This is a genomic window from Neisseria sp. HMSC066H01 (assembly GCF_001837375.1).
Classification (GTDB): domain Bacteria; phylum Pseudomonadota; class Gammaproteobacteria; order Burkholderiales; family Neisseriaceae; genus Neisseria.
Window position 1 is genome coordinate 220830 of sequence record NZ_KV832189.1, and the last position, 18869, is coordinate 239698.

At 48.1% G+C, this 18869-nt stretch carries 18 protein-coding genes and 1 riboswitch; of the genes, 7 read left to right on the forward strand and 11 right to left on the reverse strand.

All coding sequences use genetic code 11. The features are described from left to right. Window positions 1–49: 49 nt before the first annotated feature. The 9 genes from HMPREF2551_RS01280 to HMPREF2551_RS01320 all read right to left on the reverse strand — a co-directional run bounded on the left by HMPREF2551_RS01280 (window position 50) and on the right by HMPREF2551_RS01320 (window position 8707). Window positions 50–496, reverse strand: coding sequence for a ubiquinone anaerobic biosynthesis accessory factor UbiT (locus HMPREF2551_RS01280; RefSeq protein WP_049323906.1), 447 nt, complete (start codon window positions 494–496; stop codon window positions 50–52). Then, window positions 483–1400, reverse strand: a complete 918-nt coding sequence (locus HMPREF2551_RS01285) for a U32 family peptidase (protein ID WP_070836843.1) — start codon at window positions 1398–1400, stop codon at window positions 483–485. The genes HMPREF2551_RS01280 and HMPREF2551_RS01285 overlap by 14 nt, the downstream gene beginning before the upstream one ends. A 10-nt stretch (window positions 1401–1410) precedes the next feature. Continuing rightward, window positions 1411–2418 (reverse strand): ubiquinone anaerobic biosynthesis protein UbiU, encoded by a 1008-nt coding sequence (locus HMPREF2551_RS01290; RefSeq protein ID WP_003748766.1) that lies wholly within the window; start codon window positions 2416–2418, stop codon window positions 1411–1413. Between the two features lie 334 nt (window positions 2419–2752). Then, the gene (locus HMPREF2551_RS01295) at window positions 2753–3373 is read right to left on the reverse strand and encodes a DUF2238 domain-containing protein (protein WP_070836844.1); all 621 of its coding nucleotides are present in this window, start codon (window positions 3371–3373) and stop codon (window positions 2753–2755) included. A gap of 108 nt (window positions 3374–3481) precedes the next feature. After that, a complete protein-coding gene (locus tag HMPREF2551_RS01300; RefSeq protein ID WP_070836845.1) occupies window positions 3482–4471 on the reverse strand; it encodes a phosphatidate cytidylyltransferase in 990 nt (329 codons plus the stop codon). Next, a complete protein-coding gene (locus tag HMPREF2551_RS01305; protein WP_070836846.1) occupies window positions 4468–5175 on the reverse strand; it encodes a lysophospholipid acyltransferase family protein in 708 nt (235 codons plus the stop codon). The genes HMPREF2551_RS01300 and HMPREF2551_RS01305 overlap by 4 nt, the downstream gene beginning before the upstream one ends. Window positions 5176–5238: 63 nt before the next feature. Beyond that, window positions 5239–5613: a hypothetical protein gene (locus HMPREF2551_RS01310; protein WP_070836847.1), complete on the reverse strand. Its 375-nt coding sequence runs from the start codon at window positions 5611–5613 to the stop codon at window positions 5239–5241. Window positions 5614–5615: 2 nt separating this feature from the next. Further along, entirely contained in the window at window positions 5616–6902 is a 1287-nt protein-coding gene (locus tag HMPREF2551_RS01315) for a phosphatase PAP2/dual specificity phosphatase family protein (protein ID WP_210400274.1), read from the reverse strand. 62 nt (window positions 6903–6964) lie between these two features. Next, window positions 6965–8707, reverse strand: coding sequence for a bifunctional alpha/beta hydrolase/class I SAM-dependent methyltransferase (locus HMPREF2551_RS01320; protein ID WP_070836849.1), 1743 nt, complete (start codon window positions 8705–8707; stop codon window positions 6965–6967). A gap of 303 nt (window positions 8708–9010) precedes the next feature. On the opposite strand from HMPREF2551_RS01320, the gene HMPREF2551_RS01325 reads away from it, so the two are divergent. The 3 genes from HMPREF2551_RS01325 to HMPREF2551_RS01335 all read left to right on the forward strand — a co-directional run bounded on the left by HMPREF2551_RS01325 (window position 9011) and on the right by HMPREF2551_RS01335 (window position 11985). Continuing rightward, entirely contained in the window at window positions 9011–9481 is a 471-nt protein-coding gene (locus tag HMPREF2551_RS01325; RefSeq protein WP_070836850.1) for a Dps family protein, read from the forward strand. 191 nt (window positions 9482–9672) lie between these two features. Continuing rightward, window positions 9673–9957: a PepSY domain-containing protein gene (locus HMPREF2551_RS01330; protein ID WP_070836851.1), complete on the forward strand. Its 285-nt coding sequence runs from the start codon at window positions 9673–9675 to the stop codon at window positions 9955–9957. A 165-nt stretch (window positions 9958–10122) separates the two neighbouring features. Then, complete coding sequence (locus tag HMPREF2551_RS01335) at window positions 10123–11985, forward strand: Pycsar system effector family protein (protein WP_070836852.1); 1863 nt, start codon at window positions 10123–10125, stop codon at window positions 11983–11985. 138 nt (window positions 11986–12123) lie between these two features. On the opposite strand, the gene HMPREF2551_RS01340 is transcribed toward HMPREF2551_RS01335, so the two are convergent. Then, window positions 12124–12723, reverse strand: a complete 600-nt coding sequence (locus HMPREF2551_RS01340) for a CDP-alcohol phosphatidyltransferase family protein (protein ID WP_070836853.1) — start codon at window positions 12721–12723, stop codon at window positions 12124–12126. Between the two features lie 71 nt (window positions 12724–12794). After that, window positions 12795–12840: riboswitch (PreQ1 riboswitch) on the forward strand. Window positions 12841–12843: 3 nt separating this feature from the next. Here HMPREF2551_RS01340 and queC point away from each other — a divergent pair. Further along, window positions 12844–13503 (forward strand): 7-cyano-7-deazaguanine synthase QueC, encoded by a 660-nt coding sequence (gene queC / locus HMPREF2551_RS01345; protein ID WP_070836854.1) that lies wholly within the window; start codon window positions 12844–12846, stop codon window positions 13501–13503. A gap of 96 nt (window positions 13504–13599) precedes the next feature. Here the strand turns inward: queC and HMPREF2551_RS01350 are convergent, their stop codons facing one another. Further along, entirely contained in the window at window positions 13600–14661 is a 1062-nt protein-coding gene (locus HMPREF2551_RS01350) for a L,D-transpeptidase (RefSeq protein WP_070836855.1), read from the reverse strand. A 139-nt stretch (window positions 14662–14800) separates the two neighbouring features. Here HMPREF2551_RS01350 and rlmD point away from each other — a divergent pair, with 139 nt between their 5' ends. The 3 genes from rlmD to HMPREF2551_RS01365 all read left to right on the forward strand — a co-directional run bounded on the left by rlmD (window position 14801) and on the right by HMPREF2551_RS01365 (window position 18865). Further along, window positions 14801–16126: a 23S rRNA (uracil(1939)-C(5))-methyltransferase RlmD gene (gene rlmD, locus HMPREF2551_RS01355; RefSeq protein WP_070836856.1), complete on the forward strand. Its 1326-nt coding sequence runs from the start codon at window positions 14801–14803 to the stop codon at window positions 16124–16126. A 124-nt stretch (window positions 16127–16250) separates the two neighbouring features. Beyond that, complete coding sequence (locus tag HMPREF2551_RS01360; protein WP_070836857.1) at window positions 16251–17738, forward strand: 23S rRNA methyltransferase; 1488 nt, start codon at window positions 16251–16253, stop codon at window positions 17736–17738. Between the two features lie 23 nt (window positions 17739–17761). Beyond that, complete coding sequence (locus tag HMPREF2551_RS01365; RefSeq protein ID WP_070836858.1) at window positions 17762–18865, forward strand: response regulator; 1104 nt, start codon at window positions 17762–17764, stop codon at window positions 18863–18865. Window positions 18866–18869: the final 4 nt, after the last annotated feature.

An 18869-nucleotide genomic window follows, 5' to 3' on the forward strand; every position in this document is an offset into this window, starting at 1 on the left:
CCGTCTGAAACATTCAGACGGCCTTTGTTCTTGGTTCAACCAAAATTAATCAATCCAAAGTGGACGTACTGCGTTTCAGGAACCATTCGCTGAAAGGCCACTCGACGCTGTCGAGTAAGTTTTTGGTAATTAGCCCCAGTTCCGTATCGCCTTCAATTTGCAATTTGCGGTTAAAAAATAAGGTGTCGGGATCTTCCTCGCGCATCATCATGCGCATGAAGTCTATGCCGTTGGCGGCCAGCCTCAGATCGGGAGCGCCGCTGAAGTTGTCGTCCAGGAATTTTTCCGTATCGGCACTAAACCGCACTTTGATACCGGCATCCAATACTTCGATTTCGAATTTTCTTCCGGCAAAAAGTTCCATATCGGCAGGCAGTAAACCTTTTTTCAGCATGGTATTCAATACGGAGACCAAAACAAAGCGCGGAGGTTTGCCGGGAAGTTTGGTACCGATTTTCGCCATCCATTTGGGTAATATGATTTCAGGCAGCGCCATAATATGCCTCCTTCACGGTTTCAATACCGGGCTGGCCGCGCCAATAGCCGTCAACCAGTGTTCCGGTAGTCAGTCGTTCCAACTCGGAGCGGACATCTTCCCATGTGGCTTTTCCGTCCAATACATCGCGGTGAATTTGGATAATTTCAGCCATGCCGTGCATTTGTGGCGACAGTCTGAGCATATTCACGCCGATTTTATTCAAATCTTCATGGTGGGGCAGTAGGTTTTGGCAGCCGTAAGACATGGTTTGGATGCCGTTGATGGTGAGAAACGGCTGGCCTTCGCGCGTATTCATGGCCATACCGTGCTCGTGGTCGAGGCAGCGGAACTCGCAACTGTCTTTATTCAGATTGTAATGGCGGGCGGTAAAGCAACGTGATGAATAGGCAAGTGGCATTTTACCCCAAACGAAGAGTTCGGTTTCAATGCCGTCTGAAGCCTTGATGATTTCGGCAACCTTATCGCGGCTCAGCTCGGACGGTGCAATCCAGCGGAATGCCCCTAATTTTCGGAATACGTCCAAAGTGGTTTCGTTGTAGATATTTAGGCTTGCACCGGCAACAAACGGGATGCCGTGTTCGCGTGCCAATTTGACCGCACCCATGTCGTTGGCTTCAACTTTAAACTTTCCCTGCTCCGTGATTTTGCGCAGGCGTTTCAGATCGGATTCGCTTTCGAGCAGGACTTGTGAGGAAAGAATAATCTCCTTACCGCTTTCCGCCAGGTCTTCAGCCAGTCCGAACCAGTCGGCAAAGCGCATTTTCTGACGGCGTGAGCAGACTACTTCGCCCAAATAGACCGTGTCCAACGGCGTATCCAGCATGGAAACGTAAAATTCCAGCAGGGCTTCTTTTTGCCAGAAAAATAAAATAGGGCCCAGCGACAATTTCAATGAATTCATTTTTTTCCCCTTATTTCCATGGGCGGTTGTATGCGCCCAAAGTTGTCTGATGACCTTCCGAAACTTTGCTCAATGCATTGTTCCAGGATGGATTGACTTTGAAATGCGACGGGTCGGCTGCGGCTGCATCCAGTGCTTGGCGCAGGGATTTGGTTACTTGTGCCGTATACATCGGACTGCGTTGGCGTCCCTCGATTTTGATGGCGGACACACCGATTTTGATGAGTTCGGGCAACATTTCCAAAACATTCAGGCTGGTCGGTTCTTCCAAAGCATAGTAGGTTTCATCATTGACTTCAAAGCGGCCTTTGCACAAGGTTGGATAACCTGCCGGTTCATTGGGTTTGTATTGGTCTATCAATACCTGGTTTAGACGTACGTTCATGCGGTCGGGCAGTTGTTCCCAGCGGACGGATTTTGCCGGAGAGCAGACACCTTGCATATTGGGCGATTCGCCTGTTGCATAGCTCGATAAGATGCAACGGCCTTCCACCATCACACACAAACTGCCGAAGCCAAAGACTTCAATTTCCACATCAGTATTGTCAATCACATGTTTGACCTGATCGATGGTCAGCACGCGCGGCAAAACGGCACGACGGATGCCGAACAGCTCTTTCATCATATTGATGGCTTCGTAATTAGTGGCCGAACCTTGTACCGACATATGCAGGCGTAAATTCGGATGTTTGTCTGCCGCATACGCCATGATGGCGGGGTCGGCAACAATAATCGCATCGGCACCCAAATCCGCCGCCGTATCCACAGCGGCGTGCCAACGCTCCACTTGACCCGCTTGTGCAAATGTATTGATGGCCATCAGTACATTGCGCCCGCGCGCATGGGCGTAAGCTACGCCTTCCCGCGCCGATTTCATATCGAAATTCAGTCCCGGAAAGTTTCGTGCATTGGTCGCATCTTTCAAACCCATGTAAACCGTGTCCGCACCATTGTCCACAGCGGTTTTCAGTGCAGGCAGGTTGCCGGCGGGGCAGACCAATTCTGGAATTTTCTGCATTTTGTGTTCCTCGTCTTGATGATAACCTCTATCGGGTTAATCAATATTTTGTAGAATTCCGAATATTTTATGGATTAATGACACAAGATATGCTGACTTAAATCAAATCGAAAAATTCATGTTGACGTGGACATATTGTTTACAAAATCTTAACAGACGTTGTTTTTTATATATTTCATGTGCTTAAAAATTTTGATGACGGATTTTGTTTCAAAATCGGCTTATGTTTTTAACTATCGCATTTATTAATTTTTACAATAATGGCGATAGAAAAATGAAAAAAGGCCGTCTGAAAATTTGGTTTCAGACGGCCTTTCGCTTTAAAGGGGTAGATTTAAGAGAAACCCAAGCGTTTATCGGGTCGGGTAAACACAAAAATAAACAGAGAAGTTAACGCGCCCAAAGTATCGGCAAGCATGTCTTTTTGCGCGTCCCAAATATCGCCTTGAGAACCCAAGAATTCCAATCCAGCCTCTCCGCCGTCGATGACGGCATATTGCCATTCGATGATTTCATAGGCTGCAGCAACGCTCATAATGAAGAATAGGGAGAAAAATAAGGCCAACAGCAGGTTGCACAGCTTGCGGCGCAGCAGCCATTCGGCCATCGGGTAGGCGTAGAAGCCGATGATGTAATGGGCAATACGGTCGTAATGATTGCGGTTTTCGCCCAAAATCGGTTCGACAAAGCGGTTGATGGATTCAAATGGCACATCGGCAAAAGTATAGTATGCGCCGATGGAATGCATAATCAGCCAGAAGCTCATGAATAAGTAGGCCAAGTTGCTGAAGCGGAAAATGCGGTAGGTGGCAACCAGAAGGAAAAATACGGAGGCTACAGGGATGATTTCAGCGTACCAAACCGCACGATCATGGGGATTGATACCTGACCAAACAATGAGGGCGAAGATAATCGTAGCAAGAAAAATGGGAAAGATTGGAGAGGGTTTATTCATATTGTGTGTATGTAATAACAAGGGTTGCGTATTGTATAACGAATCGGTGGATTGACAGTTTCGGATATTAAAGGCCGTCTGAAAAATAGTTTTCAGACGGCCTGAAGTTTAGCCGTTCCAGAAATAGCGGGTGATGTGGAAAAACACGGGCGCGGCAAAGCAAATCGAATCCACGCGGTCAAGCATGCCGCCGTGGCCGCGTATCATATTGCCCCAGTCTTTGACACCATAATCGCGTTTGATGGCAGACATAACCAGGCCGCCAAAGAAGCCCATCAGGCAGACGATGAAGCCGATAACGGCCGCTTGGCCGTGGGAGAACGGCGTAATCGGCGCCATTAGCGCGGCAATGGCTGTGGCCGACAAAATACCGCCGACAGTGCCGGAAATGGTTTTGGACGGGGAAAGCGAAGGCATGATTTTTGCACCGCCAATCAGTTTGCCCCAAACGTATTGCAATACATCCGATACTTGCACCACGCCAATCAGGAATATCAGCAACAGGATATTGTTGCCGTTATCGAAGCCATCCAAGTCCAGAAACATCAGCGCCGGAACATGGGACAGGCAGAAGATGCAAATCATCGCCATCCATTGTGTTTTGGCGGCGCGTTCCAAAAAGTGTGCCGTTTGGCCGCTGAGGCTGGCAATAATCGGCAGTATCAAAAAGCCGTAAACCGGAATAAAAATGCTGAACATGCCGTACCAGCCGTCATAGACGAAATAGTATTGCACCGGCAGAAGCAGGTAAAAGCAGACCACCATGCTGTAATAGTCGCTGCGGCGGCGATAGACGAGGGTCATAAATTCGCGCAGTGCGGCAAATGAAATCAGGAAAAACAGTACAACCGTCCCGATTTTTCCGAACCAAAACGCGCCCAGCAACACCAGCGTCATCAGCCACCATGCGTAAATGCGGGCGTTGAGATTGGCGATGGTGGCATTATCTGCGCCGTTTTTGCGCTTGAGCCATTGTCCGATGATGCTGGCAAAACACAATACGGCAAATACGCCGACAAAAATATAGCTGGCTTGCGGAGTCAGATGAGCGGCGGCTTGTTCGACAATGATTTGTTGGGAAGTCGTAGAAAGGCTCATGCTTGTCCTCCTTTGTTTTGCTGAACTTCAGGTTCATTTTGGCGAAGCTCGCTGCGGTCGTTTTCAGACGGCCTGAGTGCCAGCAGCGCTTCACGACTGCGCGTCAAAAAACTGTCTTTGTCTTCATTTTCCTGCAAGGTGAGCGGCTGTCCGATATGGACTTCACACAAAAGCGGGATAGGCAGGATTTTGCCTTTGGGCAGTACGCGGCTGATGTTGTCTATCCAAATCGGCACAAATTCGGTATTGGGTTTGCTTTTCGCCAGATGATAAATGCCGGACTTGAATGGCAGCAGGATGGTGTTGTCGTCAGTATTACGCGTGCCTTCAGGGAAAATAATCAAGGAGTCGCCTGCGTTCAGCGCGTCTTTCATTTGTTTGGTAATCGCCTGCGGATTATCGCTATGGCGCGGAATCAGCAAGGCATTGAAAACATTTTGAATGATGAAGCGTTTGAGCTTGCTCGTCAGCCAGTAATCTGAACCGGCGACAGGGCGCGTGGACAAGCGCCAGCGGCGGGGTAGGGAAATCCACACCAATACAAAATCGCCATGGCTGCCGTGATTGGCGTAATAGACTTTTTGGTGCTGATTGAATGTCAGCTCACGCGGACTTTTGGGGCGTACGCCCGTAAGAAAAGAGACCGACAGACATAAGGCTTGGTCGGTTAGCCAGGCAAGTTGTTTTTTGAGGAAGTTTTTCATTTTTTCTGCCTTTGGGAGTGAGATACCGCTAAGGATTCGATTTTGGTAAATCAGCCAAAATAATCAAATGCTTTGGATAAGCAAAATTAAAAATTGTACGGCGGTCAGGTATAAGCTTTTGCGCCATAGGGAAAGTGCGCCGTTTATCCGTTGGGTCAAAGTACGGCTGCCTGAAGTTTGACGCAAACCGTTTTGCTGTAAGGATTGGTCAAAGTCTTCAGGAGCGTAGCAGTTGTCGGCAAAGTCTTGGAACACGCGGCGGTCGAAGTGAATGCGGATATGGCAGTACAGCAAAACCGCTACTAAGACGAGTTGCACCGCAAACCATGCACCGCCATATTTTGCCGACAAGGCGAGCAGCAAGGCATTGCAGGCGGCAACATAATGTGCGGTAGAGAGTAGGTGGGCAGTAATACGGCTATCGGTTGCGTTGTCCATCATTATCCTTGTTTTAAACGGTTGGCCGCAGCTTCGACTGCCTGGTCAGTGGTCGGCGATAATACCATTTGCGGTCGAGTCTGTTTGAGTTCGGTCTTCGCCTGCGCCAAGTTTTTGCAGTCACCATAGACCAGCAGCCACGTTAGCACCACTGCGGCACTTCTTCCATAACCTAAAGCGCAACATACCAATACTTTGCCGTGTTTTTGGCGCAAGGTTTCCAATATCAAGGCCGTCTGAACCAAATCGTTTTCAGACGGCGTTGCCATATCCAGTAAAGGCAGAGCGCGATATTCTCCCTGATGGCTACGGCAGGGATATTCGGCGCATACATCTAATACTGCAGGCAGATGGTTTGAAATCCCCAAAACGCTGCCAATCCACACATCATGGCGGATTTGTGCCGTTTTCGCTTTACCGCGTAACCAATACGCCATGTTTAGCCGTACACCCACCAGATAAGACAACAGCAAAACCGTCGCTGCCGCCGATAATTTACCGTTAGCCTGTTTTTGGAATACGTTTGCATTTCCAGTCAAATAGGCAAAAGCCACCATCAACAAAGGCATGCTAATCCATATCAACCACAGCCACGCGCCACCCAGCAGCGCAGGCAAAGCCATCAAACATGCGCCAAGCAAATACAGCAGCGCAATCTTTCTTGAGCGTACATCACTTGAGTCCAGTCTTAACGGCGAAGTCATCTGACGCGGGAAAGCCCACAATACCAGCCAGCCAAGCAATGCTCCGGTCGGCATGTCAATAAAATGATGTTGATAAGTCGTCAGTACCGACAAAGCAATCAGGCTTTGCCACAGCAAAATCGGCAATCGGATTTTGGGAAACCGCGTCCAATAAAACGCGCCGACAATGATAGACAGCGCAATATGCAGCGACGGCGCTTGGTTGTACGGCAAATCAAATGCGACCAATGAATCAAACATCACGCCCCACAGCCCGTCGGTAGGCGGCTTCGGCCAGCCGAAATGCAGCGGAAACAGTATAAAGCAAGTAGTGGCAATAATTTGCGCCGATACCAGCCGTGCGACGTAGCGGTTTTGTTCACACGCATTTCGGCAAAGGAAAAACGCCGCTGCATACATCAGATTCAGCGACCAATAAGGCAAAATCGTCCATGCCCAAAACGGAATATTGCGCTCCCATGCAAAAGCGATTTCAGGCACATAGTTCAGCGATGCCGCGTAATGGTTGGACAGGCCGTAGCTGGTGTAAAACAGGATACCGACTGAAATCAGCTTGAGTAGGGAGGTTTTGAGGGAGGGTTTCATGGATAGGTACATGGTTTAATAAGGCCGTCTGAAAGTTAAAAAATGTTCAGACGGCCTATATTTTATTTCTTCACTGCCAAGCTCACGGTGAAAATACCGTCTTCGTCTATCCATTGATGGATTTTTTCAAAACCGGCTTTTTCAACTAACTGATCCATTTCCTGTTGGCTGCGGCGGCGCATTACCCAGTTTGGGCTGCCTGCTTTGTGGCTGGTCAGGGCGCGGGCAATCATTTCCAGTTGCGGATGCCAAGGCTGGCCGGTGTAAATCAGGTAGCCGCCGGTTTCAATGGCCTCACCGAAGCCGTAGAGTGAGTTCAAAATCAAATCGTTGTCGGCAAACAATTCGTGCAGGCCGGAGACGATGCCCAGCGTTGGGCGCGGCTGCAAATCGTGATAATTGGCGCGGTCGTAAGCATTGACTTCATTGAAGGTTACCGTGTTTTGCAAGCCGCGTTCGGCAATCAGCTTGCGTCCGGCTTCGACATTAATCGGGCTGTAATCGCGCAAACGTACGGAATCAGGCAATGTGTCGGCAGTCAGGGCATCCAATACATAGCGGCCATGACCGGACGCGATATCCAAAACGTGTACCGGTTTGCCTGCTTCACGCAGTTTGGCTGAGGCCGTCTGAATGGCTTTGCCGATATTGACTTTGCGTTGGCGAATGCCGCGCCAGCCGATGGCGTTGAGATAGTATTTGTCCACCCATACACCGAAAGCATTGCTGCCTTGCGGTTGATTGCGGTAGACGTAATCCAGCGTGCTGCCCGAATCAAAACCTGTTTCTTGACCGATTCTCAAGCCTTCACTCCAGCGCGAACCCAGTTTGAGTGAGGCGCGATATGTTGCCCAAAATGCGCCGCGAGGCGTACAAACAGGCAAAGGTGTAGCCAGTTCGTCAGCTTCGCGACGGCTGTCTCCAAATAAGTGTGCTTGAGTTAGATCGACTTGTTGCAAAGGTTGATTGAAACGCTCGCGGATAAAACGGCGCATTTCGACAAAGGCGATTTCACGGTTTTGCTCGCCTAAGGTGTCGTGGTAGAAACCGGGCAGGATATGGCGTTCTTTAATATGGCTGCCCAAACGGTTGTAGAAGTCGTGTTGTGGTTTGTGATGAACAACCCAGTCGCTGCCTGAAATCAACAGTTGTACAGGCGTAGTAATCGCTTGTGCATCGGCAACGACGCGTTCGGCCGCGTCATATAAACCCAGCAGGATGCGCACAGAAATAGCGCGGGCAATAAGCGGATCGTTGTCGTAGCTTTTTTGACGTTCGACATTGTGGGTCAGATAGTGGGCTTTGACATAGCTGTTGACAAAGAAATTGCCACGCCATTTTTGCATGATTTTCAAACCGGTACGGGCAAACGGAACATAGAGTTTGACTTTGAACGCAGGCGAAGCCAATACGGCGCAACGGATTTTCGGCGCGTAATCGTGCAACCAAGTAGAAACCAATACCGCTCCGACACTTTGTGCAATCACGCAGATGTTTTCAGGTTTGATGCCGTATTCGCTTTGAATGTGTCGGATAAAATCATCTACGTCTGCAACCGAAGTGCCGATACTCGGACTATCGCCACGTTCACCAGGGCTGTAACCATGACCACGCGCATCCCAAGCAAAATAGGCAAAATCGTTGAAACCCAGCTCATCGGCAACAAACATCATCCGGCCGGAGTGCTCATGCCCACGGTGGAACAGCACAATAGCTTTATCGGAAGAACCGTCGGCAGCAGGGCGATAGCGGTAGAAAAGCGAAGTCCCGTCTTGGGTAGAAAAGAATTTTTGCTGTTCGGACATGAGAAACTCCTAATAGTCATATTTTTTGAACAGTATCATGACATATCGGATAAATGCAATGATTATCCGATAGACGGACGAATGCAATGATGGAGAGAAATGGTAAAAGATGGTTTCAAATTTCACTTAAAACTGATGACAGTGATTGTTAAAAGGTCTCAGGCTGTCTAAACCGCCTTTCAGGCTGTTTTACCGCCCGCGCGGCCAAGAAAATTTTACATCGCAAACAATGGCTGCTACCATTTGCCCTGTCAAAACCGCAAAACGTGCGGACATCCCTCAACCCTCCATAGGAGATTAAGCATGAGCATCAACATCGGCATGACCGACCAACAGCGCCAAACCATCGCCCACGGCCTGGCCAAAGTGCTGGCGGACACCTACACGCTGTACCTCAAAACCCACAATTACCATTGGAACGTGCGCGGCGCCATGTTCCACAGCCTGCATACCATGTTTGAAACCCAATACAACGAACTGGCGCTGGCGGTGGACGAAGTGGCCGAGCGCATCCGCGCCCTGGGCGAGCTCGCGCCCGGCTCATACGGCGAATTTGCCAAACTGGCCTCCATCGCCGACGGCGACAACCGCAAAGACGCGCAAGCGATGGTGCGCGATTTAGTCGAAGGGCAGGAAGCTGTAGTGCGCACCTGCCGCGCCCTGTTCCCTGCCGTGGACGAAGCCAACGACGAGCCCACCGCCGACCTGCTCACCGCGCGCATGCAGACGCACGAGAAAAACGCCTGGATGCTGCGCTCACTGCTGGAAAACTGATTTTCAGGCTACCGCAAAACGCAAAAGCAGCCTGAAAACCCGTTCTGAAAATAAAAAGGCCGTCTGAAACCCGGAATTAGGTTTTCAGACGGCCTTTACTGCGTTTAACCAAGCCCTAATTAACTGCTAATTTTGTCATGTTTTAATACATCCATCGAAACGTGAATACACATTTTAAAAGGAAATCAAACATGAAAAATTTCTTATTGACCGCCATCGTTGCTTTGTCTGCTGCTACTGCCGGTGCCAGCGATTACATCGAACACAAAATCTACAGCGACAAAAACTTCGAGCAAAACCGTGCTAAAGCCGTAAGAATGTTGGAACAACGCGGCTATCAAGTTCACGAAGTTGATGCCGATAGCCGTCGAGGTCAGCCTGTGTTGGAGGTTGAGGCTTTTAAAAATGGCCGTGAGTACGACATTGTTTTGTCGTATCCTGATTTGCAAATTATCAAAGAGCGCATCGATTATTAATATTTCGATATAAAGTAGATTGTCGCAGGGCTTTTGGTTCTGCGGCAGTTTGCTATTTAGGTATTTAAAGAATGTAAGCGGCATGTAAATTACCTAAAATAAATGAACTAAATATGCTTTTTATTTTCCATTTAATTCAAAGTGTTTGATGTTGGGAGTCATGATATGGATTTGAATGATTGGAAGGAAGACGGCCGGCAGAAGCAGATGGGCGACCAAGGCAAACCTTTAAACGACGGCGTATCTGCCGATTCCCAACAGGACGTTGATTTTTGGGAGCGCAATCGAAACAATACTGTTGAAAACGAAGTTAGTGTTGCGGCTGAAACGGTAGAAATTCAGGAGGCGATAGAAGGTCAGGAAGCAGTTGAACATCCTGAGATGCCGTCTGAAAAAAGTGAAAAGAAAGCCAAACGCAAAAAAGACAAGGCGAAAAAGAAAAAAAATAAAGCCGAAGATTTGAATGCACCTGATTTGTTGGGTACGAATAAGGGCGTGGAAACCATGTTCCGCAACGCTGTACGCTCGGAGATGGAATTGTTGGCGCTGGCGGCAACCAAAGCGAATATTATGATTTCGCTGAATGGTTTTATCGTGTCTGCACTGATGATTTCGGGTGCGTTTATTTTTTCATCGTCGCCCGAGTTTTTGATTCCGGCCAGTACGTTTATGATTACTGCCGCCGCGTCTATCGTGTTTGCACTGCTTTCTGCTTCGCCGGAACGTATCGGCAAAATGCAGGCGGCGCGGACATGGTTTAAGGATTTTATCCGCGGCCGTTCTAAGCTGCGGGACTTGAAAACCCGCCTCAGCAGTACCGAAACGCGCTTTTTTGGCGGCAGCCAACCCAATATTTTGATTTATGAAGACCGTGTGAAACTGCAAAAAGATCAATATTGGGAAATGATGCAGGAGATTATGGGCGACCGTAAACAAATCTATGAAAAGATGAGCGACCATCTTTATTGGCTTGGTTTGTTGGCGGACAAACAGTTCAAATACATCAATTTGTCTTACGCGGTATTCCGCTGGGGCTTGCTGGCTTCACTGGTGGCATTTATCGGCGTGAAAACATTGCCGTCATTGCTGATACCGCCGACCAACAATGCGGCAGAGCTGCGTTCGCTGGGAATCAATATGTTTAACGGTGTGTACGAGCCTTCCGCCGTACAACAGCTTCCGGACGGCAATTTGCTGATTGCGGAAGACGAACCCAACCATGCGTTCAGTATTGTCAGCATTGATAAAACGGGCAGGTTTGTGGAAGACGAGGCATTGGATACGCGCGTGATTACCAGTTTCAAACGCGGCCTGAGCGACTTGGAGGCTTTGGCGCGCGATGATGAAGGCTTTATCTACGCGCTGACTTCACATTCGCGCACCCGTAAAGGCAACCGTTCGCCCGACCGCGAACACCTGATGCGCTTTAAAATCCAAGACGGCAATGTGTTGGGGCTGACCAGCTACGACAATCTGACGCAGGTCTTGGAAACCGATCACAAGCTGCATGATTTGATTCGCGAGCGAACCAAGGCTGAAGTTTCTTTTGAAGAAATCAATATTGAGGGCATGGCGTTTGATCCGGTGAAAAAACGTCTCGTTTTGGGATTCCGTGACCCTGAGTTCAACAATATGGCTTTGGTCGCATTTATCAGCAATCCGAAAGATGTGTTTGAGCGCAATGCCAAACCTGAATTTGATGAAGTGGCGGTGATTGATATTGATGGCGGCGGTATCCGTTCCCTCAACTATGATCCTGTGTTGAAAACCTACGTGATTGCTAATGAAGTGAAGGATGAGAATGGACAGAAATTCTCGCAACTGTGGACTTGGAGCGGTACCCCGACCGATGAACCGCAAAAAATCTCTCTGCCTAATCTGCAACACATCACCAACGTTGAAGCCGTCGATTCGATTACCGTTAACGGCAAGCCGCAGATGATTTTGATGGGCGACGAAGGCAATGCTTCACAGAAAATTACTGCCAAGTATATGTTGGTAGATTACAGTCAACTGGGTAAACAGTAAGTTATCTTGGCTGACGGATAAAAGGCCGTCTGAAACCGATAGTTTATGGTTTCAGACGGCCTTCTTGTTTTCAGTAAAACAGTTGATGGGTTTAAATATTCTAATCAACGATGATTAACCCAAGAATGTGGATAAGTTTCAGACGGCCTTCAAGCCATTGATGACACGTTTGTAGCAGGTATAAACCAATGCCGCGCAGGCCAGCCACATAAGGATATAGAAAAGCGAATGGAAGCTGCCGGCGATTGCATACCATACGGCCAATGCGCCGATAAAGAATGCACGGTCGCTTTTGCCGAATGGCCCGTCATAACGCCGGCCGTTGCCATGAACTTGCCCCAAAACGCCGCAAAATTCAGTCATTGCCGCCAGCCAAATAAACAGGGCAATTTGTACGCCGCCGAAGGGTGCGATAAAGGCAAAAGGCAAATACAAAGCAGCATCGGCGGCAATATCGGTGATTTCATTCAAATAGCCACCCAATGCCGATTGCTGGCCGAACTCCCGTGCCAGCATACCGTCCATCGCATTCAGCGCCATGCGGACGAACAACCAAATCGGCAAAATCCAGAATAATGTGGATATACCAGCAAACAATGCTAAAAGCAAACCGATCAAAATGGAAACGGCGCAGGCAAACAGAGTGACCTGATTGGCAGTAATACCTTTTTGATACAGTCGCTTAACAATGGGGCGCAACAGGTTTTGAAATTTTGGTTTCAGGGCGTAGATGCTCATAATTATGCTATATAAAAGAAAATGAAGTGCCGTGATTATAGACGAAATCCGTTATAATCCGTCAATCTTCAAATCACGCGGTTCGCAAACCTCCCGCGTTAACAAAACTAGGAATTTACTATGGAAAAACAGCAGGCCCTCGTTATTTTTTCGGGCGGGCAGGATTCAACAACCTGCCTGATTCAGGCAATTCAAACATATGGCCGTGAAAATGTGCAGGCCATCACTTTTCAATATGGGCAACGCCACGCCATCGAATTGGAGCGCGCGCGTTGGATTGCCCAAGATTTGGGCGTGAAGCAGACCGTACTCGATTTGAGCCTGATGCAACAGATTACGCATAACGCCTTGATGGATGATACGGCGGCGATTGAAACGGCTTCAGACGGCCTACCCAATACATTTGTAGATGGGCGCAATGCTTTGTTTTTGCTTTATGCCGCCATTTACGCCAAAGGGCAGGGAATACGCCATATCATTGCCGGCGTGTGCGAAACCGACTTTTCAGGTTATCCCGACTGTCGCGATGTGTTCGTCAAGTCGATGAATGTTACGCTGAATCTGGCTATGGATTACGCTTTTCAAATCCACACGCCCTTGATGTATTTAACCAAAGCGCAAACTTGGGCATTGGCGGATGAAATGGGTGTGTTGGATTATATTCGCGAGCAGACGCATACTTGTTATAACGGCGTGGTCGGTGGTTGTCATGAATGCCCGAGCTGTATTTTGCGCGAGCGCGGCTTGTCAGAATATTTGGAAAGCAAAAAGGCCGTCTGAATTAAGAGGGGGCATCTATTTCCAATATCCAGTTGTACGAAAAGGCCGTCTGAACAATTCGTTTCAGACGGCCTTTGGCTATGTGTTTTGTTCTGCTTAGAACAGCAAATCTTCCGGTTCGCTGCTTGCCGGAGCCTCTTTCACAGGCGCAGAGGCAGGGACAGTAGCCGGTTCCGAAGCGGCTTTAGGCTCGGAAGCAGGCGTCTCAGCAGGAGTGGTTGCCGGTTTGGCAGTAGGTTTTGCCGGTTTCACCGGAGTCGGACGAACGCTTTGTTTCGGTTCGGATGCTGCTTTGTTTGTATCGTCGGTAGCATCGACTTCGATTTCGGTGCCTTGAGGCAATACCACATCTTTAGCAGGAGCCGGTTTCGGCATGACTTTTGGTTTGCTGTAAGCATCCGTGCCGCTGGTCCATGCCAAAGATTTTAAAGGCGATTTGAGTTTCACGCCTTTGGCGCAGGTCAGACAGTTTGCCGCGCCGGTGCGTCCTTTCAGGATTGCATCCACACGCGCGGCAGGAATGGTTTTGCCGTGCGCTTTTGCCCAGGCGGCAATGCTTTTTTTCAGGGCAGCCGTATCAAGGTTTTTCTTGTCGTACGGGTCACGATAGGCAGCCAGCCACAAGTTTTGGTTGGCATCTTCGTTCAGGCTCGCCATTTGGTAGATAACGGAGGCAGGGGAACCTGTTGCGATGGTTTTGGCAAATTCCAATGCATCAGGCGATTTCATGCGCACGCAACCATGGCTGCGGACGCCGGGCACGCTGGCAGGGGCATTGGTGCCGTGAATGCCCAGGCTCAATTTGGGGTCGCCAAGACGGACAAATACGGGACCCAGCGGATTATTCGGACCGGCCGGTACGCTTTTTACGCCGTCATTGCGTTCTTTTTGGATGGATTTAGGGATATGCCAAACTGGGTTGTAGGCTTTGGCGCCGATTTTGTGTTCGCCCAGTGTGGTTTGGGTCATGGCTTTGCCGACGGCAACAGGATAAATTTTGCTCAGTTTGCCGTTGTCGTAGAGGAACAAACGCTGTTGCGTAATATTGATAACGACGTGTTGTCCGGAAGAGGCGGGAGAGACGTCTGGAATAAGTGTGTTTGCAGCAGCGGCCGAGGTCAGAAGGGCGGCTGTCAGGCCAAGGAATAATTTTTTCATGTCGTCTTTTTTTGTGGGGATTGAAATGAAAGTTTTTGGCGCATGATACCTGAAACTCTGTGTTTTTGTGAGAAAATATGCGCTTTCGGTATTGAAAGACAGTTAGACGGCCGGTAAGCGGCTGTCTGACGGAAACGGTATGAGTGTGAAAGAACGGTATCAAGAGGCGGAAGTTTTTTCTTTGGATTATGAGGGCAGGGGTGTTGCCAGAGTCGATGGGAAGACTGTATTCATCGGCGGTGCGCTGCCCGGAGAGCGTGTAACGTTTGCCATTCATAAAGAAAAAAAGCAGTTTGCAGAAGCTCTGGTCGAAACGGTTTTAAAACCTTCTTCCGAACGCGTTGAACCAGCTTGTTGCTATTTTGATACATGTGGTGGCTGTTCGCTCCAACATGTTTCCTTTGGTGCGCAAGTTGCATTAAAGCAACGGATTTTGGAAGAGCAGTTGGAACGGATAGGTAAGGTCAAGCCGGAGATAATTTTGCCTCCTTTATATGGTTTCTCCTGGTATTATCGCGATAGGGCACGTTTAAGTGTTGCAGTGGATAAAAAAGGCCGTCTGAAACTCGGTTTTCAGGCTAAAAAAAGCCATGATGTCGTCAATATCCGCCATTGTTCTATTTTGCCTAAACATATTTCCGATAAATTGCCTGATGTCCGAAATTTGCTGCAAAAGCTGCATGATGACGGTGTAAAAGTGAAATTTGTTGAGTTTTATTGCGGGAGAAATGTGACCGTACTCAACATTCGTTTCGTAAATCAACCGTTTGGACAAATATTAAGCGAATTGCGTAATTGGTTTGATAAGATATTGTCGGGTGCTGAAAAAGTATGGCAAATATGGCTGCAGGATCATGCCGAGTCCTTGCCGTTTTATCCCGAGAATGTGCCTGCTCTGAACTATAATTTTGCTCAATTTGACGTGGAAATGCCTTACAAACCGGGTGATTTTACGCAGATTAATGCGCAATTGAACGAAGTGATGGTGGCAAGGGCGGTCAGGCTTTTAATCCCTCAAAAAGGGGAGAGGATTGCCGATCTGTTTTGCGGTTTGGGCAATTTCAGTTTGCCGCTGGCGAAAAGTGGCGCATCGGTTGTCGGTATTGAAGGCGCCGATTATTTAGTAGATAGGGCAAGGGAAAATGCCCGCCTGAATCGTTGTGCCGAGAATATGACGTTTTCTGTTGCCGACTTGTTCGATACCGATGAAAAGACTGTCGAGTCATGGGGGAAATTTGACAAGATGTTGCTCGATCCGCCGAGAAGCGGTGCTTATGCTGTTGTCAAATCACTACACAAACCGTTTTTGCCTCAGAAGATAGTATATGTTTCATGCAATCCATCAACATTTGCACGGGATGCTGGCGTCTTGGTGGATAAGGGCTATAAGTTTAAGGCGGCAGGAATCATGAATATGTTTGCACAAACCTCGCATGTTGAATCCATCGGTGTGTTTGAGTTGTAAATTGGTATCAAGTCCTTTATGTGAGTAGGGTTTTTAATGTAAAAATGAGTGCATTCATGTTATCATCATTCGTTTGGGGAATTCATAACGTTGAAGTTGCGTGTAAAGCAACAGATGTTAATAAATGCAGTTTGCAGCACAAGACCGGGAGGTGTTCTTGAACTATCAACTTTTAACTATTTTTTTGCTGGTGCTTTTTTTGCTGGTGTTGTTTTTTGTTCGTCATAAACAAAGTAGCGAACAAAGAGGCAACTCAGGCAAACAAAGCGCACATGCATCAAAAGGCGGCCATAAATCTGCCGCTCATACAGCCTCCTCTGAGGATGGAAACGACTGGATTGAGAAAGTCAACCAGACAGTTTCCAATGCAGATAATCAAGATTGGGAATGGGGTGGAAGCGGCTCAAGCAATGCTACGGCTTCTGTTTCTGCACAAGAAGTCGATCCATTGACCGAATACCAGGTTTATAAACAATTCGGTTATGAGAGTAAGGCTGCAGAGTCTTTGGCCGGTTATCTCAATACCTTGGAAGACGGTGCACCGGAAAAACTGGTTCATGAATTAATCGGTTTGAATCTGCGCGTCGGCAATATCGATATGTTGGCAGATACGCTTGAGCGCCATAGTGCTTCCCTTTCTGAAGACAGCGTAGCCGAATACTTGAAAGCCGGTTTGGCTTTAGATTCAACCAACCTGCGCCTGCGCGTTTTTGCCGAACATCATCTCGGTTGGAATATGCAGGAAGTGGATCGTCAAATTGGCGAACAAAGCGGTTTGGAAGTTGCTTCCGACGAGCATATTGTCTTTGAGAACGATTCGGCCGAACGCATTGTCGTGCCAGGTATGGGCAAACGCGCGCCTATCGTATTAGGCAAGAAAGACTTTGGCGAAATCAGCCCTGAAGAGATGGGTGCGGTGATTGGTTTTGCCAAGCCGGAGCGTAGTGCAAAAATCCTGAAAGACAAGATTAGTTACGAGACTGCTTTGCATCAATACAACAAAGCAATCCAAACTTCTGCGAAACCTGCTGGTCTCATTATCGATGCCTTGCGTCTGGATTATCAGAATGAAGAAGTAGGGCAGTTTGCCAAGCATCTGTGGAAGCTTTACCACTCTTTGGGCCAATATGGCCGTCAAGTCAAAGAACGTATGCTTGGTTGGGGTTATAGCCTTGGTTATCACGAAATTTTTGATGATTTGGAAAAAGGGCCGTCTGAACAGCAAATTAAAGAGATTGGTTTGAAGCGCGGTTATATTCAGCCAAGTTCTTTGCAGATGAAGGCCAAATATCGCGATTTGGTTCAAAAAGATTCTTCTGTCATCAGCGCAAGCTCTTCACCTGCTGATGAAGCTCTGAAAGAAGTGGAATCTCTGTTGGCCTACGGTCAGTTGGATTTGGCTATCGGCACTTTGGAACAAGCTGTTTTACAGTATCCTCAAGAATCGCAGCTGTACATCATCTTGTTTGATTTGTACGAACGCGTCGAAGACTGGGGACGTTTGGAGCAATTCCTGCGCTTGTTGCGCGAGCGTGTTGTCAGCCTGCCTGAAGAGGTTGTCTTGGCAATGAGCCGTCTCTTGCAACGAATGAACCAATATTCAAAAAAATAAGATAATCGTAGAAAGTACGAGTAATGAATAATCATTTACCAAAAATTAAAACCATACGGGTTATGTTACAGGAGATGGGTGAGCAACAGCAGGCGGTATTCCGTATGGCATTTAAAATGCACAATACGACGAATTACGTCATCGTTTCTCCTGATTCTGATGAAAAACCGGATTTGGTATTGGTTGATACCGATACGCCGGCAGGAGTAGAAGCTTGGAAAGAGTCGAAGAAAACTTATCCGGAAGTGCCTGTGGCGATGTTTTCTTCTGAATTGCCAACCGTAACGACTCCTTATTTGGCCAAGCCGGTTAAATTCGATACCTTGTTTCCTGTTTTGCGTAGCCTGGCTCAGGGCGGGAATGTTTTTGAGCCGTCTGAACAACAAGCGGCTGAAGAGAATAAAGGACAATCAAATTCCGATGGCGCAAGAAAAGCCACCATTCGCCGATTTAATCCAAGTAAAGGCTTGTTGGGTGCGTTGAAATTTGCCAGTCAAGGACACCAAGATATTGCCGTCTTGCATGAAGGTAAGCCGATATTGATCGTGTTTCCCAGCATTCAACGTGTGCTGCTGACAGTCAGTGCCAATGAGCTGGAGAAATTGTGTAAAAACGATAACTTGGCAGTTGTGTGTAAGGCTGTTCCTGATAATCCGCAATGGAAAGAGAAAGCCAAAGTTACCATTATGTCATGCTTGTGGCAGATGGCTATTTGGACTGCATCAGGCCGTCTGATTTATCCGATGACGCCGCAAACTGTCTTTACGCTCAAGCGTTGGCCAAACTTAACCCGTTTGGCGTATGTTCCGGAATCTATGCGTCTGTCGGCATTTCTGACGAAAACATCCGTTAATTTGAATGTTCTCTATAAAGTCATGCCATTAGAGATGCCTGATATTTTGAATTATTTATCGGCAACATATATAACAGGCTTTTTGGCGACAGATACAGAGTTTACAACAGATGCGAACAATACGCCTTCCTTGAATGAACAGATTGATGTGAATAGCAAAGACGTACCTGAAACAGCAATGAGCAAAGAGGCTCAAAAAGTTGCCGGTCCGTCTAAAGAACAACCTCGCGGCCTGTTGCAACGCCTGATGCGTAAGTTGCTGGGTAAATCGTAAAGGA

What these genes read in the sequence shown, in the direction of transcription:
- HMPREF2551_RS01280 (WP_049323906.1), bottom strand. Translation starts at nt 496, where the DNA reads ATGGCGCTGCCTGAAATCATATTACCCAAATGGATGGCGAAAATCGGT.
- HMPREF2551_RS01285 (WP_070836843.1), bottom strand. Translation starts at nt 1,400, where the DNA reads ATGAATTCATTGAAATTGTCGCTGGGCCCTATTTTATTTTTCTGGCAA.
- HMPREF2551_RS01290 (WP_003748766.1), bottom strand. Translation starts at nt 2,418, where the DNA reads ATGCAGAAAATTCCAGAATTGGTCTGCCCCGCCGGCAACCTGCCTGCA.
- HMPREF2551_RS01295 (WP_070836844.1), bottom strand. Translation starts at nt 3,373, where the DNA reads ATGAATAAACCCTCTCCAATCTTTCCCATTTTTCTTGCTACGATTATC.
- HMPREF2551_RS01300 (WP_070836845.1), bottom strand. Translation starts at nt 4,471, where the DNA reads ATGAGCCTTTCTACGACTTCCCAACAAATCATTGTCGAACAAGCCGCC.
- HMPREF2551_RS01305 (WP_070836846.1), bottom strand. Translation starts at nt 5,175, where the DNA reads ATGAAAAACTTCCTCAAAAAACAACTTGCCTGGCTAACCGACCAAGCC.
- HMPREF2551_RS01310 (WP_070836847.1), bottom strand. Translation starts at nt 5,613, where the DNA reads ATGGACAACGCAACCGATAGCCGTATTACTGCCCACCTACTCTCTACC.
- HMPREF2551_RS01315 (WP_210400274.1), bottom strand. Translation starts at nt 6,902, where the DNA reads ATGAAACCCTCCCTCAAAACCTCCCTACTCAAGCTGATTTCAGTCGGT.
- HMPREF2551_RS01320 (WP_070836849.1), bottom strand. Translation starts at nt 8,707, where the DNA reads ATGTCCGAACAGCAAAAATTCTTTTCTACCCAAGACGGGACTTCGCTT.
- HMPREF2551_RS01325 (WP_070836850.1), top strand. Translation starts at nt 9,011, where the DNA reads ATGAGCATCAACATCGGCATGACCGACCAACAGCGCCAAACCATCGCC.
- HMPREF2551_RS01330 (WP_070836851.1), top strand. Translation starts at nt 9,673, where the DNA reads ATGAAAAATTTCTTATTGACCGCCATCGTTGCTTTGTCTGCTGCTACT.
- HMPREF2551_RS01335 (WP_070836852.1), top strand. Translation starts at nt 10,123, where the DNA reads ATGGATTTGAATGATTGGAAGGAAGACGGCCGGCAGAAGCAGATGGGC.
- HMPREF2551_RS01340 (WP_070836853.1), bottom strand. Translation starts at nt 12,723, where the DNA reads ATGAGCATCTACGCCCTGAAACCAAAATTTCAAAACCTGTTGCGCCCC.
- queC (WP_070836854.1), top strand. Translation starts at nt 12,844, where the DNA reads ATGGAAAAACAGCAGGCCCTCGTTATTTTTTCGGGCGGGCAGGATTCA.
- HMPREF2551_RS01350 (WP_070836855.1), bottom strand. Translation starts at nt 14,661, where the DNA reads ATGAAAAAATTATTCCTTGGCCTGACAGCCGCCCTTCTGACCTCGGCC.
- rlmD (WP_070836856.1), top strand. Translation starts at nt 14,801, where the DNA reads ATGAGTGTGAAAGAACGGTATCAAGAGGCGGAAGTTTTTTCTTTGGAT.
- HMPREF2551_RS01360 (WP_070836857.1), top strand. Translation starts at nt 16,251, where the DNA reads ATGCAGTTTGCAGCACAAGACCGGGAGGTGTTCTTGAACTATCAACTT.
- HMPREF2551_RS01365 (WP_070836858.1), top strand. Translation starts at nt 17,762, where the DNA reads ATGAATAATCATTTACCAAAAATTAAAACCATACGGGTTATGTTACAG.